General features: G+C 57.0%; 18 protein-coding genes. 8 read left to right on the top strand and 10 right to left on the bottom strand.

Annotated elements, in window-relative coordinates; all coding sequences use genetic code 11:
• On the top strand, positions 1 to 197 hold a 197-nt coding region (locus tag AC2FLB_RS16135; RefSeq protein ID WP_496692212.1), incomplete at its 5' end, for a hypothetical protein.
• Here the strand turns inward: AC2FLB_RS16135 and AC2FLB_RS16130 are convergent.
• The gene (locus tag AC2FLB_RS16130) at positions 194 to 784 is read right to left on the bottom strand and encodes a hypothetical protein (RefSeq protein WP_496678806.1); all 591 of its coding nucleotides are present in this window, start codon (positions 782 to 784) and stop codon (positions 194 to 196) included. The genes AC2FLB_RS16135 and AC2FLB_RS16130 overlap by 4 nt on opposite strands.
• Before the next feature lie 95 nt (positions 785 to 879).
• On the bottom strand, positions 880 to 3,228 hold the full coding sequence (parC, locus tag AC2FLB_RS16125; protein WP_496709637.1) for a DNA topoisomerase IV subunit A: 2,349 nt from the start codon (positions 3,226 to 3,228) through the stop codon (positions 880 to 882).
• 201 nt (positions 3,229 to 3,429) lie between these two features.
• Here parC and AC2FLB_RS16120 point away from each other — a divergent pair, with 201 nt between their 5' ends.
• From AC2FLB_RS16120 to AC2FLB_RS16095, 6 genes are all read left to right on the top strand, one after another.
• The gene (locus AC2FLB_RS16120; RefSeq protein ID WP_496692211.1) at positions 3,430 to 4,032 is read left to right on the top strand and encodes an SH3 domain-containing protein; all 603 of its coding nucleotides are present in this window, start codon (positions 3,430 to 3,432) and stop codon (positions 4,030 to 4,032) included.
• A gap of 68 nt (positions 4,033 to 4,100) precedes the next feature.
• The gene (locus AC2FLB_RS16115; protein ID WP_496692210.1) at positions 4,101 to 4,928 is read left to right on the top strand and encodes an SDR family NAD(P)-dependent oxidoreductase; all 828 of its coding nucleotides are present in this window, start codon (positions 4,101 to 4,103) and stop codon (positions 4,926 to 4,928) included.
• An 80-nt stretch (positions 4,929 to 5,008) separates the two neighbouring features.
• Positions 5,009 to 5,212: a twin transmembrane helix small protein gene (locus AC2FLB_RS16110; RefSeq protein ID WP_142639289.1), complete on the top strand. Its 204-nt coding sequence runs from the start codon at positions 5,009 to 5,011 to the stop codon at positions 5,210 to 5,212.
• Positions 5,213 to 5,785, top strand: a complete 573-nt coding sequence (locus AC2FLB_RS16105) for a cob(I)yrinic acid a,c-diamide adenosyltransferase (protein ID WP_281973486.1) — start codon at positions 5,213 to 5,215, stop codon at positions 5,783 to 5,785.
• Between the two features lie 265 nt (positions 5,786 to 6,050).
• Complete coding sequence (locus tag AC2FLB_RS16100; RefSeq protein WP_271951297.1) at positions 6,051 to 6,809, top strand: electron transfer flavoprotein subunit beta/FixA family protein; 759 nt, start codon at positions 6,051 to 6,053, stop codon at positions 6,807 to 6,809.
• Positions 6,809 to 7,738, top strand: a complete 930-nt coding sequence (locus AC2FLB_RS16095) for an electron transfer flavoprotein subunit alpha/FixB family protein (protein WP_496709636.1) — start codon at positions 6,809 to 6,811, stop codon at positions 7,736 to 7,738. The genes AC2FLB_RS16100 and AC2FLB_RS16095 overlap by 1 nt, the downstream gene beginning before the upstream one ends.
• Positions 7,739 to 7,799: 61 nt before the next feature.
• Here AC2FLB_RS16095 and AC2FLB_RS16090 read toward each other — a convergent pair whose 3' ends face one another.
• Positions 7,800 to 8,621, bottom strand: coding sequence for a DUF6473 family protein (locus AC2FLB_RS16090; protein WP_496692209.1), 822 nt, complete (start codon positions 8,619 to 8,621; stop codon positions 7,800 to 7,802).
• A gap of 162 nt (positions 8,622 to 8,783) precedes the next feature.
• Here AC2FLB_RS16090 and AC2FLB_RS16085 point away from each other — a divergent pair, with 162 nt between their 5' ends.
• Positions 8,784 to 9,659 (top strand): 3-hydroxybutyryl-CoA dehydrogenase, encoded by an 876-nt coding sequence (locus AC2FLB_RS16085; protein WP_496709635.1) that lies wholly within the window; start codon positions 8,784 to 8,786, stop codon positions 9,657 to 9,659.
• Positions 9,660 to 9,724: 65 nt separating this feature from the next.
• On the opposite strand, the gene AC2FLB_RS16080 is transcribed toward AC2FLB_RS16085, so the two are convergent.
• From AC2FLB_RS16080 to AC2FLB_RS16050, 7 genes are read right to left on the bottom strand one after another with little or no spacing between them, the layout of a single operon-like run.
• Positions 9,725 to 10,624 (bottom strand): lysophospholipid acyltransferase family protein, encoded by a 900-nt coding sequence (locus AC2FLB_RS16080; RefSeq protein ID WP_271951305.1) that lies wholly within the window; start codon positions 10,622 to 10,624, stop codon positions 9,725 to 9,727.
• Positions 10,625 to 10,663: 39 nt separating this feature from the next.
• Complete coding sequence (locus AC2FLB_RS16075; RefSeq protein WP_142639277.1) at positions 10,664 to 10,933, bottom strand: HPr family phosphocarrier protein; 270 nt, start codon at positions 10,931 to 10,933, stop codon at positions 10,664 to 10,666.
• On the bottom strand, positions 10,930 to 11,343 hold the full coding sequence (locus AC2FLB_RS16070; protein WP_142639275.1) for a PTS sugar transporter subunit IIA: 414 nt from the start codon (positions 11,341 to 11,343) through the stop codon (positions 10,930 to 10,932). The genes AC2FLB_RS16075 and AC2FLB_RS16070 overlap by 4 nt, the downstream gene beginning before the upstream one ends.
• Positions 11,340 to 12,233: an RNase adapter RapZ gene (rapZ, locus tag AC2FLB_RS16065; RefSeq protein ID WP_496709634.1), complete on the bottom strand. Its 894-nt coding sequence runs from the start codon at positions 12,231 to 12,233 to the stop codon at positions 11,340 to 11,342. Before rapZ ends, AC2FLB_RS16070 begins: the two co-directional genes overlap by 4 nt.
• Complete coding sequence (locus AC2FLB_RS16060; RefSeq protein WP_496707234.1) at positions 12,218 to 12,688, bottom strand: HPr kinase/phosphorylase; 471 nt, start codon at positions 12,686 to 12,688, stop codon at positions 12,218 to 12,220. The genes rapZ and AC2FLB_RS16060 overlap by 16 nt, the downstream gene beginning before the upstream one ends.
• Positions 12,689 to 12,692: 4 nt before the next feature.
• Positions 12,693 to 14,411 carry a sensor histidine kinase gene (locus AC2FLB_RS16055; protein WP_281995882.1) on the bottom strand — a complete coding sequence of 573 codons (1,719 nt, stop codon included), beginning with the start codon at positions 14,409 to 14,411 and terminating at the stop codon, positions 12,693 to 12,695.
• Positions 14,412 to 14,443: 32 nt separating this feature from the next.
• The gene (locus tag AC2FLB_RS16050) at positions 14,444 to 15,148 is read right to left on the bottom strand and encodes a response regulator transcription factor (protein ID WP_142639269.1); all 705 of its coding nucleotides are present in this window, start codon (positions 15,146 to 15,148) and stop codon (positions 14,444 to 14,446) included.
• Between the last annotated feature and the right edge of the window lie 135 nt (positions 15,149 to 15,283).

Genomic DNA, 15,283 nt, shown 5'->3' with positions numbered 1-15,283 from the left:
GTCTTGCCGTGGTCAACGTGCCCAATCGTGCCAATGTTGACGTGCGGCTTATTACGCTCAAACTTTTCCTTTGCCATTCCTCAGGCGCCCTTTTGTGCTTTGGGGGACCCTTGGTCCCGTGGTTACATCTGCGCGCGCGAGATATTGGGTTCAAAGGAGAAAATCAAGCACATCCTGCGGGAAATGCCGTTCTTTAAGCCGGATTTTGCGTTGCTTCACCTGAATCGAGTGGCTGGATCAGTTCGGGACGCCGGTCGAACCAACCGTTTTCCAAATGTTCCTCGGCCAACCATTCTTCGACTCGGTCCGCAACTTTCAGAGCCAGCCCGCTCATTTGCTCTTGTTTCGTCCGTTCATGACCCGACCCTTTCAGGGCACTGCCACCGGTTGTGTCTTCCAGCACCTGGAATTGCTTACCTTTGGCAAGAAATTCTTTCTTGTTCACGTCATAAACGTTGACCAGAACAATCGCAGTGCTCTTGGGGTTGTAGATCACCGGAATTCCGGGAGGGGCCAGCATGTAGCCCTCGAGGCTGATTCCGATGTCGTATTCCTGTGCGCCCGTATAGCGCCCAAGGCGGATGTCCACCGCGTTTTGAATGGCCGCAGTCCATTCGTCTGGCGTCGCATCCCGGCTTACCGGCCCCTGCACCGCCTTATCGGCAAAGGCATAGTTTACCCGCAACTTGAATTCGCCCAGCGACTCAGGCTCTTCGTAAACCTGCGTTTGGGTGCAGGCGCCCATCAGGGCCAATCCGGTGATCAGTGTCAATATGCGCAACATGTCTCGTCTCGATAGGCCTGTTTTTCTTTGATCTAACGCACCGATACGGCTTGTGCCAAGCCGTATCGGCATAAATCCTCTGTGACCGGGCCTGATCAGGAGAATTTAAAATCACGCGGGAAGCCGTATGGCGGCTTTTTCCCGACGCTGGCACGCTTGGCCAGCCATTGCGAAAGATCTGCCTCGTGCCGGGTCTTGTCGCCACCCATGGACCATTTCAGGCCCTCTTCCCAGTTGAAGGTGGTGATATCTGACAGCCCGCCGTCCAATTCCAGCGTCCCCTGCCGCCCGCGCGCCATATTGTATTTCTGCAGGCGAACGCCCTTGCCGCGGGTCATTTCAGGCAGTTCCTCGGTCGGGAAGACCAGAAACTTGCCGTTCTGAGAAACCACTGCAACGTGGTCACCTTCGATCGCCTTACAGATAATCGCTGTTTCGTCGCCTTTGACGTTCAGCACCTGTTTGCCGTTTCGGGTCTGTGCCAGCACGTCATCCTCGGGCACGGTGAAGCCGTTACCCGCATCCGAGGCCACCAGCAGCTTGCGCCCCGGTTTGTGGATCAGGATGTCGATTATCTGCGCCTCATTCGGCAGTTCGACCATCAGGCGCAGCGGCTCGCCCATACCCCGACCGCCGGGCAGATTCGCGGCGCTGATCGTATAGAATCGACCGTTCGAGGCAAAGACCAGCAGCCGATCGGTGGTTTCCGCATGGAAGATAAACCGTGGCCCATCGCCATCCTTGAACTTCAACTCGCGGTTCAGGTCGATATGGCCGGTCATGGCGCGAATCCAGCCCATCTGAGAGCAGACAACCGTGATCGGTTCGCGGTCGATCATCGCCTCAAGCGGGACCTCTTCGACCTGACCGGCTTCGGCAAACTGGGTGCGACGCGCGCCGCCCTCATAATCCTTGCCGAACGTTTTCTTGGTCTCTTTCAACTGCTCGGCGATGCTGGCCCATTGCAGGCTTTCGTCGGCTAGAAGATCTTCGAGATTGGCACGTTCCAACATCAGCTCATCGCGTTCGCGAACCAGCTCCATCTCTTCCAGACGACGCAAGCTGCGCAGACGCATGTTAAGAATTGCGTCGACCTGGACCTCGGACAGCTCGCCCTCGCCCCGTGTGGGCGAGACATAGTCGGCCTCATTGGTGGCGCGGACATGGTCGATGCCCCAGTCTTCGCGCATCAGCGCAGCCTTGGGGTCATCGTCATAGCGGATAATGTCGATCACGCGGTCAAGATTCAGGAAGGCAACGATAAAGCCCTCCAACACCTCCAGCCGATGGTCGATCTTGGCCATCCGGTGGCGCGACCGGCGCAGCAGAACCTCTTGCCGGTGATCAAGGAAGGCGCGAAGCACTTCTTTCATCGAGCAGACTTTGGGTGTCACCCCGTCGATCAGCACGTTCATGTTCAGGCTGAACCGCACCTCAAGGTCCGAGTTGCGATAGAGCATGCCCATCAGAACCTCGGGGTCCACATTCTTGGAACGCGGCTCAAGGATCAGGCGGATGTCATCGGCGGATTCGTCACGAACGTCGCCAAGGATCGGGATTTTCTTGGTCTGAATCAGCTCGGCGATCTTTTCGATCAGCTTCGATTTCTGAACCTGATAGGGAATCTCGGTGACGACGATCTGCCACTGACCGCGGCCCAGATCCTCGACCTCGAACTTACAGCGCAGGCGGAATGACCCGCGCCCGGTGCGATAGGCCTGCGCGATATTCGCAGGCGGTTCAACGATTACGCCGCCGGTTGGGAAATCCGGTCCGGGCACGTAGTTCAGAAGCGTATCGTCGCGCGCATCCGGCGTCTTGATCAGATGCAAACAGGCGTCACACAGTTCCGAGATGTTATGTGGCGGGATATTCGTCGCCATGCCCACCGCAATACCGCTGGAGCCATTGGCCAGCAGATTCGGAAATTGCGCGGGCAGAACCACCGGTTCGGTCAGCGTGCCGTCATAGTTGTCACGGAAATCGACAGCATCCTCGTTTAGACCCTCAAGCAGAGCCTCGGCCACGATGGTCATCCGAGCCTCGGTATAACGAGAGGCCGCCGGGTTATCGCCGTCGATATTGCCGAAATTCCCCTGCCCGTCGACCAGCGGATAACGCACGTTGAAATCCTGCGCCAAACGCGCCATCGCGTCATAAATCGCGGCATCGCCGTGCGGGTGATAGTTACCCATCACATCGCCCGAGATTTTCGCCGACTTACGGAACCCGCCCGTTGCACTGAGTCGCAACTCGCGCATCGCATAGAGGATTCGCCGATGCACCGGCTTCAAACCATCCCGTGCATCGGGCAAGGCCCGGTGCATGATGGTGGACAGCGCATAGGTCAGATAACGTTCACCAATCGCGCGGCGCAGCGGTTCGGCTACTTCGCCCCCGTTTTCGGGGGCCACCATATTGGGGTCGTCGATCGTATCATTCATAGATGATGTGATACGACGCAAGGGCGCGCGGGTAAAGCAAGCAAGACATATTTTACTGGGGACAAGTGGCGCTTTTTGCAACAGGGGGAGGCAACCCCCCGATTTCCCCCGTTTTTCGACTTGGGTCGCGAATTATGCTAGGATGTCTGACATTAGTCTGCTGCCTTTTTTTGTTTTGATTGATCGACCGGGGGATGCGCCATGACGCGCCTGATTGTAATGAGTTTCGCTGCACTTGGCTGGTGCTTTTACGTCATGAGTGGCGGGCCTAATTTCGAGCCGCGCGGTGTGCGGTCGGAACAGCCTGTGCGAGTCGCCTCGAAAGCGGCCCCCAAAAGCGTAGCACCGTCTCCGGCAAAAGAGCTTGTGACAAATGTCGCTATGCGCTCGCCGGTCGTGCGCGAGCGCCCGATTGATCCCCAGCCAGCAGTCGCAGCGATTGTCGCAGAACCTGCCAGTCTGGACACTTTCAACGCGCTTTCGGTGTTTGACGATCAGACTGCCAGCATCACGCTTGCGTCTCTGGAAGACGGTGTAACTGGCCTGAAGCAAATCACCAAGGACGTGCAGCCTGAACCCGCCGCCCAGCCTGAACCCAGGAAAGATATCCGGGAAATCTCCGGGACCCGCGTGAACATGCGTGACGGCCCTGGAACGATCTACCCGATTGTTGGCAAAGCGCGCATCGGCCAGAAGGTCGAGGTGCTAAGTGACTCGGGCACCGGATGGTTGCGACTGCGCGTGTTGCCGCAGCAACAGGTGGGGTGGATTTCGACCTCTTTGGTCAGAAAAACACCAGACTGACGTGGAGCAATGATTGTTCCCATACTCTGTGCACCCTAGCTTGGGGCTGGTTCAGAATCGGGAAAATCATGCAGAAAACCATTCTAATTACTGGCTGCTCATCGGGCATCGGACTGGATGCGGCGCATGGGATGCGCGCGCGGGGTTGGCGCGTGTTTGCCTCGTGCAAACAACAGCGCGATTGCGACCGGTTGCGGGCGCAGGGGTTTGAAAGCCCGCGCATTGATTATACCGACACGGCCAGCATATCGTCGGGTTTGAACGAAGTGTTGGAGGCCACCGGAGGCACCCTGGACGCGCTGTTCAACAATGGCGCACATGGCCTGCCCGGCGCGGTCGAGGACCTGCCGACCGAAGGCCTGCGTCAGATTTTCGAGGCGAACTTCTTTGGCTGGCACGAACTGACCAGACAGGTCATCCCGATAATGCGCAATCAAGGACACGGGCGAATCGTTCAGAACTCTTCGGTGCTGGGTCTGGTGGCCTATCCGTGGCGCGGCGCCTATGTGGCCACGAAATATGCAATCGAAGGGCTGACGGATACACTGCGCCTAGAACTGGCTGATACGGGGATCAAGGTCATTTTGATCGAACCCGGCCCGATCACATCTAAAATCCGCGAAAACTCGATCCCGTTCTTCGAGCGGTTCATCAACTGGCAAAACTCGGCCCTGCGCGAGCGTTATGAGTCCTCTTTGTTGAAAAGACTGTATGAATCGTCGGGGCCGGATCGGTTTGAACTGCCCGCATCAGCAGTTACGACCAAGCTGGCCCACGCCGTAGAATCCAAGCGCCCGCGCCCCCGATACTATGTGACAACACCTACATTTATCGCCGGTTGTTTGCGCCGCATCCTGTCGACACGTGCGATTGACCGCATCCTTGCAGGGGTCTGAGGCGAAATAACCCGTTCGCTTTTGGCACGCACGGGGCTAGATGATAGCCCTAGGCAAACAGAAACGCGGACGGTGTACTCATGGACCTAATGATGGTCATTTTGCTTTTGGCCATGGCGGCGGTTGTCGTCGTATTGGCGCTTGGCATCTCGAATTTTGGCAAAAGCGGCAGGGACGCGGCACTGAAAAGCAACAAGTATATGCGCCTGCGTATCCTGTTTCAGTTCATCGCCGTGATTCTGATCGTGCTTTACGTCTGGCTGCGCGGTCAGGGAGGTCAGTAAATGGTCGTATTGAACAAGATTTACACCCGCACCGGTGATGATGGCAAAACCGCTCTCGGCAATGGCGAACGCGTTGCCAAATACTCGGGCCGCGTGACCGCTTATGGCACCGTGGACGAGTTGAACGCCTTTGTCGGCGTCGCCCGGACCGAGGCAGATGGGGATGTCGAAGCTGCACTCGCCCGCATTCAGAATGACTTATTTGATCTGGGCGCAGATTTCTGTCGTCCCGATATGGAAAAGGATGCCGAAGCAGACTATCCGCCTCTGCGCATCGTGCCCTCGCAGATTGACCGGCTCGAGGTTGAAATCGACGCGATGAACGAAGCCTTGGAACCGCTGCGCAGTTTCATCCTGCCCGGTGGCTCGCGTCTTGCGGCGCATCTGCATGTATGTCGAACCGTATCTCGCCGGGCCGAACGGCTTGCGGTTGAGCTGACCAACATGGAGCCGGTCAACGAAACCGCAGTCAAGTACCTGAACCGTCTGAGCGACTGGTTCTTCGTCGCAGCCCGTTGTGCCAATGAAAACGGAACCGAAGATGTTCTGTGGGTTCCGGGCGCGAACCGCTGAAAGCGGCGTTGCGTCCAGTGGACGCGGCGGCGACCGGAAGGGCGAAGCCCCGGCCCGACGGGCGGGCGCAAACCGATAGCTTCCTGCCTTTTTGGGTGGGTGTGTGGTGCTTGGTCACGTCAAAAATAGCAAAACGCGACGTCCGTTGCAGATGACGTGACGATTTTGCCCTGTTGCCGCCTGAATTGAATCGCTATTCAAGCCCTCATGAACATTGGTGGAGTCGCGACGCGGCTTGCCGTTTTTTGTGAGGAGCTAGCGCAAAATGAAGGTACTCGTGCCTGTCAAACGCGTGATTGACTATAACGTTAAAGTTCGCGTCAAAGCGGATGGCAGCGGTGTCGATCTCGCCAATGTCAAAATGTCGATGAACCCGTTCGACGAAATTTCTGTCGAAGAGGCAATCCGTCTGAAAGAAGCCGGCAAGGCAGACGAAGTCGTCGTTGTTTCTATCGGCGTAAAACAAGCCCAGGAAACACTGCGCACTGCGCTGGCCATGGGCGCGGACCGTGCCATCCTGGTCATTGCTGCAGATGATGTCCATCAGGACATCGAACCCCTGGCCGTTGCCAAGATCCTGGCCAAAGTGGTCGAGGAAGAGCAGCCCGGTATCGTTCTGTGCGGCAAGCAGTCTATCGACAACGACATGAATGCAACTGGTCAGATGTTGTCAGCTCTTTTGGGCTGGTCACAAGGCACCTTTGCGTCCGACATCGACATCGACGGCGACAGCGCAAAGATCACTCGCGAAGTCGATGGTGGCATGCAAACCATCAGCGTCAAAATGCCGACAATCGTGACCGTGGACCTGCGCCTGAACGAGCCCCGTTACGCGTCGCTGCCCAACATCATGAAGGCGAAGAAAAAGCCGCTGGACGAGAAAACCGCCGCCGATTACGGCGTCGACGTCTCGCCGCGCCTGGAAGTCGTCAAAACCGAAGAACCACAGGCACGTGCCGCTGGCATCATCGTCGGCTCGGTAGACGAGCTTGTCGCGAAACTCAAAGAAGCGGGGGCTGTGTAATGGCTGTTCTTCTTCTCGCCGAAGTCAACAATGGTGAACTGGCGCTGGACGCAACCGCCAAAGCTGTAAACGCAGCAAATGCACTGGGTGATGTAACCGTTCTGGCCGCAGGCGGTTCCGCTGCTGCTGCCGGTGAAGCTGCCGCCAAGATCACCGGCGTCTCAAAGGTTCTGGTCGCCGAGGACGAATCGCTGGGCCATCGCCTGGCGGAATCCACTGCTGCGCTGATCGTAGGTCTGGCTGATGGTTACGAGCACATCGTTGCCCCCGCCACCACCGATGCCAAGAACGTTATGCCGCGCGTTGCCGCGCTGCTGGACGTCATGGTCATCTCGGACGCGTCCGGTGTCGTCGACGGCTCGACCTTCGAACGCCCAATCTATGCGGGCAACGCGATCCAGACCGTCAAATCTGTGGACGCCAAAAAAGTCGTCACTTTCCGAACCGCAAGTTTTGATGCTGCGGGCGAAGATGGCTCGGCAGCCGTTGAGACCATCTCGGTCGGCGAGAACCCCGGTCTATCGTCCTGGGTCGAAGACAAGGTAGCCACAAGCGACCGCCCCGAGCTGACTTCGGCTGGCGTTGTTGTGTCGGGTGGCCGTGGTGTCGGTTCTGAAGAGGACTTCAAGCTGATCGAAGGTCTCGCTGACAAGCTGGGGGCCGCAGTAGGCGCATCGCGCGCCGCAGTCGACTCGGGCTATGCTCCGAACGATTGGCAGGTGGGTCAGACCGGCAAGGTTGTTGCCCCGGATCTGTATGTCGCTGTCGGCATCTCGGGTGCGATTCAGCATCTGGCAGGTATGAAAGACTCGAAAATCATCGTGGCAATCAACAAAGACGAAGAAGCGCCGATCTTCCAGGTTGCCGATTACGGTCTGGTCGCCGACCTGTTCCAGGCCGTTCCGGAACTGACCGAGAAACTCGGCTGATCAACGGGCTAGACTTTTCCACGAAGAATCTTGCATTGGGCCCGCCATCGGCGGGCCCTTTTCATTGCAGGTTTCTGATCGGACCGACCAAGGCGTCAGCAATCGACCTGTGTGCCGCAGGACCTATCATATATTCCGCCATGGGCTGTTGCAGTGTTCCAAACAGCATATCTTCAAGCTCATCGGACTGCCCCGACACGCTGACCGTCACCTCAACGATCTCGGCGCTGAGAGGGCGCAGGGCCTCGATCATCTGTGGCGTGATCCGAATATCAGCACCGTGCTTGGGCTGATCACTTTCTGCCTCACGCAGGACCTGCAAATTCAACAAGACAACAGGCGCTTCAAGCGCCTCAACAAGCCCCCCAATGCGGTCGATCCAATTCCGTCGCAGCTCTTCTGTGATTACCTCGAACCGCGCATCATTGCGGCCCTGCAACAAAATCATCAGGTGATGTACGAAATGGACATCGGCAAAGTCGATCTCGGGATAGAGAGATTTCAGATCCTCTGTCGGAGCCAAAAAACGGTCGTTGCGTCGGGGATGAACCCGGTAGAATCGATTGGACTGCCCCAATATGTCGCTAAGCTGAACCAAGCAGAGCTCTGCTTGGTTCAGTAAACCCCTCAACTCCGTGTCATCGCACAGCGCATCTACACCGCAAAAAAGACTTCCGAAATTCAGGCATCGTCTGTCCAACCTCTCTTCGAGAACTGCCGCGAATGGCTGCTCGACGAATCGCCCGAATGTTTCGGTCCCACCTGCGCAGGCCACAAATGACGTCTCCAGCGAACGCATTGGCCCACGAAACCACAATCGTGACTCACCGTATTGGCACACGTCATGCTCGAGTCGCCCCGAGCCAGCTTGATGATAGCTCATATCACTCACCCAATTTTCACCCGGATGCCATCTTGCAGCCGCAAGTCTTGAGAATCTCCTAATGTGCGCATTTGAAGCAAAGTCGAACGGTCTGATCCCCTTGCCGCCCGCCCCGATCTGCCGATAGTGTCATCCTACCCCGTGGCACAGAGGCATCAAAAAATGGATGTAAAATCAGTCGGAGTGATTGGCGCAGGCCAAATGGGCAATGGTATCGCCCACGTACTGGCTTTGGCGGAATATGACGTTCTGCTGAACGACGTTAGCCAGGACGCGCTGAACAGCGCCATGGCGACGATTGAAGGAAATATGGCGCGCCAGGCATCGCGCGGAAAAATTTCGGATGAGGAGATGCAATCCGCGCTGAAACGCATCACGACTACAATGGAGCTGCCAAAGCTGGGCCAGACTGACCTGGTGATCGAGGCCGCAACCGAGCGTGAGACCGTCAAACAAGCCATTTTCGAAAGTTTGCTGCCACATCTGCAACCGCATACAATCCTGACGTCAAATACGTCATCTATTTCGATCACACGTCTGGCGAGCCGAACAGACCGGCCCGAACGCTTTATGGGTTTTCACTTCATGAACCCAGTTCCGGTGATGCAACTGGTTGAACTGATCCGGGGCATTGCTACGGATCAACCAACATTTGCTGCCTGTAAGGCCGTTGTAGACCGCCTGGGCAAAACCGCCGCCAGCGCCGAAGATTTCCCGGCTTTCATTGTCAACCGCATCCTGATGCCGATGATCAACGAGGCCGTATACACCCTGTATGAAGGCGTGGGGAATGTTCAGTCGATTGACCAATCGATGAAATTGGGCGCAAACCACCCGATGGGACCGCTAGAACTCGCTGACTTTATCGGCCTAGACACCTGTTTGGCCATTATGAACGTGCTGCATGATGGATTGGCCGATACCAAATATCGCCCTTGCCCGCTGTTAACGAAATATGTCGAAGCGGGCTGGCTGGGACGTAAAACGCAGCGTGGTTTTTATGACTATCGGGGCGATGCCCCGGTGCCGACCCGGTAAAGGCCACCGCCCGGAATTCATCCGGGCGCAGCCACGAGATTGTCCTGATCAGGTGAAATTGCAGGTCAGAGCTTGGTTGCCTGCCCCAGACCCAGCGTGTGTTTTCTGAGCCAAGCCATAAAGCCGCGCGGATCTCGTTCCAGCAGCTGCATATCCTCATCCGAGATCGGTTCTCCGATCACCGGGGATTGCGGTTTGTTGCAGGATCGAACGATCTCGTGCAGCAACAAACCCTGGCGCAGAATCGCAGAAAGCTTGTTGGCGATCTGGTAGGCACGCGAATTCCTGCCAGGGAAAAAGATCGGCAGGACCTGCGCGCCGGATCGACGGATCATTTTGGCCGTGAACACGTTCCACTCACGCTCGATCACCGGCCCGAACCAGTCATCCGAAGACATCACGACGCCTGAAGGGAACAAGGCCACAACACCCCCGTTTTTCAGATGCTCCATCGCATTGCCGCGCATCTCAAGCATCTTGGCCTGTGCCTCGGGATCGTGCGGGAAGGGCACCGGAATCATGAACGACGTCGCCGCTTCGTCCAAACCTGTCAGAACCGAACGGGTCAAGATCCGATAGTCGCTGCGGACCCTGCCGATCAGCTCTGCCAGAATCATGCCGTCGACCATGCCATGGGGATGGTTGGCTACGACGACCACGGGCCCCGTTTTCGGAATACGCGCGATCTGTTCCTCTGGCGTGGTCAGGTCGATGCCCATTATGTTAAGCGCACCTGCCCAGAACCGTTGGCCGCGGAATTGTTCATTCTGCTTCTCGAACTTGTTAACCATACCCAAAATGGTCAACTTACCCGTACACCATTCAATGGTGCGGATCGCTGTTGCAGTCCAAGGGTCGTCGAACGAGTTTGCGTAGGTCAGGGTTTTACGATCATAGATCTCGCCCTGGTCCTTGGTCCCATCCACCACCGGGCCTGTCTTGGTCTCGTGCGTTGTTTCCGCCAATTCCTGGTTATCCCGTTCTTCGTATCACGGCGGGTGCGGTCAGAAACCTTCTCCGAACTTGTCGTTCACCAGAGTCTCCAACGCATCAGCCAACGCCTCAGCATCCGGTCCGGACGTCTCGACGTCAATAGTCGTTCCACGAGACGCTGCCAACATCAAAAGACCCATAATGCTGTCGCCGGATGCGGAAAGCCCGTCTTTCGACACCTCGGCCTGAGCGTCGAACCCTTCTACCAACTCGACCAGCTTGGCCGAGGCGCGGGCATGCAGGCCCTTTTCATTGATAATTTTCAAGCTTCGGGTGGTCATTCTTTATCTGTCCGGTTCTCGTCAAACGTCACATTTTGCGCATTGATATACTTACGTCCAGCTTCCATTGCCTGCCGCACGGCTTCGCCAATCGGCAGGTGGCGGGATTTGGCCAGTTTTATCAACATGGGAAGATTTGCGCCGTAAAGGATACGGCGATCCTGCGGCGCGCAGGCACGCAGGCTGAGATTCGACGGGCTTCCGCCAAACAGATCGGTCACGACGACAACACCGTCACCAACATCGACACTGTCGGCGGCCGCACAGATTTCCGATTGCTTCGCTTCGCGATCATGATCGGCCTCGATCGAGATCGCGGCCAGGCCGGGCTGATTGCCGACCACATGCTGCATCGCGGCCAAATATTCTTTGGCCAGCCCACCATGTGCTACGAGTACGATCCCGATCAATCCGGCCTCACATTCAACGATCGTCTTTCCATTTCGCGATGCCTAACTGCCACCTGCTGCCCCCCCTCTGCAAGGGCCTTTGCAACCGCTTCGGCCATTGCAACCGATCTGTGTTGCCCTCCGGTACAGCCAAAGGCCACGGACAGGTAGGCTTTGCCCTCGGCCCGGTAGGCGGGCAACAACAAAGTCAGCAGGTCAACCACCCTTTCGAAGAAAGGCGCATAGTTCGCGTCGGTTTGAATATAGCTCGCCACATCCGAATTGCGACCATCTTCGGCCCGTAGCTCGGGACGCCAGTACGGGTTGGTGAGAAAACGGCAGTCAAAGACCATATCCAATCCGCGAGGCAAACCACGCTTATAGGAAAATGATTCGATGGTTACCGCCAGATGCCGCCCACCCTGAGGTGCAAACCAGCGCTCAACCTCTTCGCGCAGTTGGTGAACATTCAGTGGCGTGGTGTCGATCAACGTATCTGCGAGTTCACGAATTGGGGCCAGCGACTCTTTTTCCTGGCGCACTCCGGTTTCAGGACTCGCATCCGCAGACACCGGGTGACGTCTGCGGGTTTCCGAATACCTGCGCAGAAGGACTTCATCGCTGCAATCGAGATAAAGCGTGGTCAGGTCAACCTGTTCCATCCACCGAAGCTTAGCCAGCAATTCGATGACGCCAATCGTGGAAAAATCGCGGTTGCGTGCATCAATACCCAGCGCCATGGGACGGTCGGTTTTTGGCCCGTCTAATAGACGCAGTAAAAGACCCATGGGAAGGTTGTCGATGGCCTCGAACCCCAGATCCTCTAACACACGGATTGCGGTGGACCGGCCTGCGCCGGATGGGCCGGTGACAAGTACGATGCGTCTTTGGGTCGTCATTGATTGGGCCATTCCGGGTCTGCGCACCCGTTTTTCATCAGTAGCAAGAGCGCTGCTGGTAAATTGGAGACGCCAGCGCCCCGAAGCAAGGGAACAGTTTGCCTCAAGATAAGAATTGAACGGGGTTCTGGCAGGCGCTCGGGTTCTTCTTGCGCCATGTCCACCACAAAGCCAACCGGCACCGGCCCAACCGAGACTGCCCGTAACAGGCCAAGACCTCTTGCCTCGATCAGTCCACCGATATTTGGAGCCGCCTCTGCCAGGGCGAGATTGCCATCCATATACAACCGAACCCGATCGTCCGCGACCAGATCGGCCCCCAACGCCATCATCTGCAAAGACAGCGCTGACTTCCCGGTGCCCGAAGGTCCCACGATCAAAACGGCACGGTCTGCTACCGCGACGCAAGAGGCGTGAACGATGGCAGTATCATGGTGTTCAACAGAGGAGAGTGCGGACGTGCTCACCGCATCAAACCGGCAGGCCCACGACAAATCGCGCGCCTTGAGGGTCTGATGTTATGTCCGCTTCGGTCGGGCGGATATTTTCGGCCCAAATCACCCCGCCATGCGCCTCGACGATCTGCTTGGAAATTGCCAGACCCAACCCCGAATTATTGCCGAAATGCTCGGCTGGCCGCTGGGAATAGAATCTTTTGAACACTTTGGTCAGGGCTTGCTCGGGGATGCCTGGGCCGGTGTCTTCAACAACAACCAGAACCCGATCCTCGCGCCGGCGTACCCACACACGTATGGCATCGCTTTCTTCGCAGAAGGAAATCGCATTGGTGATCAGGTTTACGAACACCTGCGCCAATCGCGCCTCAAGCCCGGTCACGGTGATTGGTTCGGGCGGCAGATCAGTGATGTAATCGATTCCCTTGGCGCGCGCATCCTCGCCCAGATACTGACCGAGGTTTCCGATCAGGTTCAACAAATCAAATGGCTGCTCTTCCTCCTTGACCAATTCGGCGTCCAGGCGCGAGGCGTTCGAAATGTCGCTGACCAGACGATCCAGCCGACGGACATCATGTTCGATCACCCCCATCAGCTTGTCGCGCTGGTCGTCTCTTTTAACCATGCGCAACGTGCCCACAGCGGATTGAAGGCTGGCTAGGGGGTTTTTGATCTCATGCGCCACATCTGCCGCGAATTGTTCATTTGCATCAATCCGGTTGTACAGCGCTGTAACCATGCCGCGCAAAGCTCGGCTGAGTCGTCCAATTTCGTCCGGTCGCGCGCTCAGATCGGGGATGCGGATGCGGCCCGGGTTGACCCCCGCACCGCGGTCTTTGCCCATCTCGGCGGCGGATGCCAAGTCGGCCAACGGATTGGCGATGGTCGATGCAAGGACAAGGCTCAATCCGACTGACACCAAAAGCGCCACGACGAACATGCGCAGGATCCGCTCTTGATCACGGCGGGCCAATGCGTCGATTTCTCCGGCGGGACCGGCCATGGCAACCGCGCCAACGGGCTTTCCATCCAATTGGATCGGGGCCGCAGCAACGATAACCGTTTCGCCTGCGTCATCCTGAACCGCCTGAACCTGAATATGTCCGGTCAGCGCCTGTGGAATGATGGCCTGAACGCGTTGGGCCAAGGTTGGCGCTTCGCTGGCTTCATCTTGTTTGAACACTTTGGACAGCCCGGTCCAGACCGCGTTCAAGGCATCACTGATCAGTGTGCTTCCAGTCTGCGCATCAGCTTCTGAGCGCAGCATGACCGGCATCTCTGAGACCGCAGGCGCGCCGCGCGTCCAACCAATCAGCGTCCCTCGGGCATCGTAAACAAAGACTTCACCGCCGACCGGCAGGCTGAGACCAGCCAACGTATCTTTGACATCCAGGATGGCCGCGTCGCGGGTAATGCCAGTCACATTCTGTCGCAGCTGGGTTTCAAATACGTTGCTGACCAACTGCGCATCACCAACCAGGTTCCGGGCGGTCTGCTGCACCTGTTCTTCTCGCGAATTATCCAGATATAGCAATCCGGTGACCAGAATCACCAATGCAATCATGTTGAATGTGATGATCTTGCGCGCCAGAGGCGAGCCCCGCAGGGAAAACAGATTGCGGCGGCCGCGTGTGGCCCTGAGTTCGGCGGAATCGTCGCTCTGGGGGATGACCCAGTCATCCCCAAGAACGACGTCACCGTCGCGTAACTCGTTTTCTTGCTCAGTATCGCGCACGAGACCCAGTAACCCCTTAACTTAGGCCACGCTTATTCTTCGTTGTACCGATACCCAATACCATACAACGTTTCGATGGCCGAAAACTCCGGATCAGCAGCGCGCATCTTTTTGCGCAGACGCTTGATGTGGCTGTCGATCGTGCGGTCATCTACATAGACCTGATCGTCATAGGCAACATCCATCAGCTGATCGCGGCTTTTGACAAATCCCGGACGCTGCGCCAAGGCCTGCAGCAGCAGGAACTCGGTCACTGTCAAAGAGACATCCGATCCCTTCCAGCTCACCGCGTGGCGCAAGGGGTCCATCCGCAATTCGCCCCGTTCCATCACCTTGGCGTCGCCTGTGTTGGCAGCCACGGGATCACCCGAGGTCGCTTCCTGACGGCGCAGCAAGGCCCGTATCCGTTCTACCAGCAACCGTTGCGAAAAGGGCTTTTTGACATAATCATCAGCACCCATACGCAAACCCAGAACTTCGTCGATCTCGTCATCTTTCGAAGTCAGAAAGATCACCGGCATCTGAGTCTTCTGCCGCAGTCGCTGCAGCAAATCCATGCCATCCATACGCGGCATCTTGATATCCAGCACTGCCATATCGGGCAGCTTCTTGTTAAACGCATCCAGAGCAGCCTGCCCGTCGTTATACGTTTCTACCTCGAAACCCTCGGCTTCGAGCGTCATGGATACGGACGTCAGAATGTTCCTGTCGTCATCCACCAGTGCAATCTTTGACATCGGGTTAACCCCTATTCCTGCTCTCATACGAAACAATTCGCTTATTTGTAGGGCATTTTTGTCGTTTTTATGGCCGCGAATCAATCGCCATCTACGAATCGTGCGATTGTTGTCACACACATGCGGCAAAAAAGC

It is taken from the genome of Ruegeria sp. CDSA236 (assembly GCF_059611285.1).
The sequence above is the reverse complement of the archived record's forward strand: the minus strand, read 5'-3'. Positions and strand labels throughout refer to the sequence as shown.